This is a genomic window from Motilimonas cestriensis (genome assembly GCF_021295315.1).
In the GTDB taxonomy this organism is placed as follows: domain Bacteria; phylum Pseudomonadota; class Gammaproteobacteria; order Enterobacterales; family CBDFNC01; genus Motilimonas; species Motilimonas cestriensis.
Map to the genome: position 1 here is coordinate 1 of NZ_JAIMJA010000060.1, position 2050 is coordinate 2050.

Consider the following 2050-nt stretch of genomic DNA (forward strand, 5'->3'; position numbering starts at 1 on the left):
AAGCAGGTACCTTATCAACTGACTTTACCGTGGCGACCTTAGATGATGCCATTGCTGATAGTGGTGAAAAATTCAACGTGTCACTGGGTAACACCAACGGCGGCAGCTACGAGAACTTAGTGAAAGGCACCTCGGTAGTTGAAACCACCATCAATGACCAAACTGGCAGCGATGAGATTCCGGGCAGCGAGGACACCACCACCTTGACCTTAAGTGGTGCGACTAGCGTAGTCGAAGGGGAAAGCGCGACTTACACAGTGAGTGTGGACAACGCGCCCGCGACTGACTTAACGGTCCAAGTGATCACCGGTCATATCACCACCGACAACGGTGACGTGATTGCACAAACCCAAGAGGTAGTGATCAAAGCGGGCACTCTATCAACTGACTTTACGGTTGCAACCCTTGATGATGCCATTGCCGAAGGCAATGAACTATTTAACGTCACGCTAGGCACCACCACTGGCGGTGGTTTTGAAAACTTAGTTAAAGATAATACAGTGGTACAAACTACTATCACCGACAATGATAGTACCAGCTTAATTGTGAACCCGAACACCAATGCCAACAATGTTGACGTTATAGAAGGTGAGCAAGCGACCTTCACGGTTAATGTGGGCAAAGCGGCCGTGGGCAGCGTGTTGACCCTGTCACTGGCAGATGGCACGGCGGATGGCAATGACTATGAAGCCGCTTTTGAAGTGAGTTTAGATGGCGGCCAAACATGGGCGGTATCAAACGGCCAAGTCGTCTTGACGAATGGCGGCGATCAAGAAGTGCTCGTGCGCACACAAACCATTGATGACGCCATCAAAGAAACACCTGAAACCTATTCATTAAATGCTGAGTTAGTGAGCGGCGCAGATACCTTGAACGCAGCGGGTACCGCGACCATTACTGATGACAGCATCGTGACCCCTCCGACACCAGAAGATACCACGACGCTGAAATTAAGCGGCGATGAAACGGTTGTTGAGGGTGAAAGCGCGACTTACACCGTGAGCGTGGATAAGGCGCCCGCGACGGATTTAACGGTCCAAGTGATCACCGGTCATATCACCACCGATAACGGTGACGTGATTGCACAAACCCAAGAGGTAGTGATCAAAGCGGGCACTCTATCAACTGACTTTACCGTGGCGACCTTAGATGATGCCATTGCAGACAGCGGTGAGAAATTCAACGTGTCATTGGGTAACACCAACGGCGGTAGCTACGAGAACTTAGTGAAAGGTAACTCGGTCATCGAGACTACCATCAATGACCAAACCGGCAGCGACAAAGTCCCAGGCGTCGAAGACACCACCACTTTAACCTTAAGCGGTGCGACGACAGTAGTGGAAGGTGAAAGCGCGACTTACACTGTGAGCGTGGATAAGGCGCCTACGACGGATTTAACGGTCCAAGTGATTACCGGTCATATCACCACCGATAACGGTGACGTGATTGCACAAACCCAAGACGTGGTCATTAAAGCGGGCACCTTATCAACTGACTTTACCGTGGCGACCTTAGATGATGCCATTGCAGACAGCGGTGAGAAATTCAACGTGTCACTGGGTAACACCAACGGCGGCAGCTACGAGAACTTAGTGAAAGGCACCTCGGTAGTTGAAACCACCATCAACGACCAGACTGGCAGCGATGAGATTCCGGGCAGCGAGGACACCACCACCTTGACCTTAAGCGGTGCGACTAGCGTAGTCGAAGGTGAAAGCGCGACTTACACCGTGAGCGTGGATAAGGCGCCAGCAACAGACTTAACGGTACAAGTGATCACCGGTCATATCACCACCGACAACGGTGACGTGATTGCACAAACCCAAGACGTAGTCATTAAAGCGGGCACCCTATCAACTGACTTTACGGTTGCAACCCTTGATGATGCCATTGCTGACAGTGGTGAAAAATTCAACGTGTCATTGGGTAACACCAACGGCGGCAGCTACGAGAACTTAGTGAAAGGTAACTCGGTCATCGAGACTACCATCAATGACCAGACTGGCAGTGATGAGATTCCGGGCAGCGAGGACACCACCACCTTGACCTT

The 2050-nt window shown here is 51.2% G+C and carries 1 protein-coding gene; it reads left to right on the top strand.

Features of this window, described 5'->3' with window-relative positions; translation table 11 throughout:
* A partial coding sequence (locus K6Y31_RS21955; protein WP_233055163.1) for a beta strand repeat-containing protein occupies nt 1-2050 on the top strand: 2050 nt, incomplete at both ends.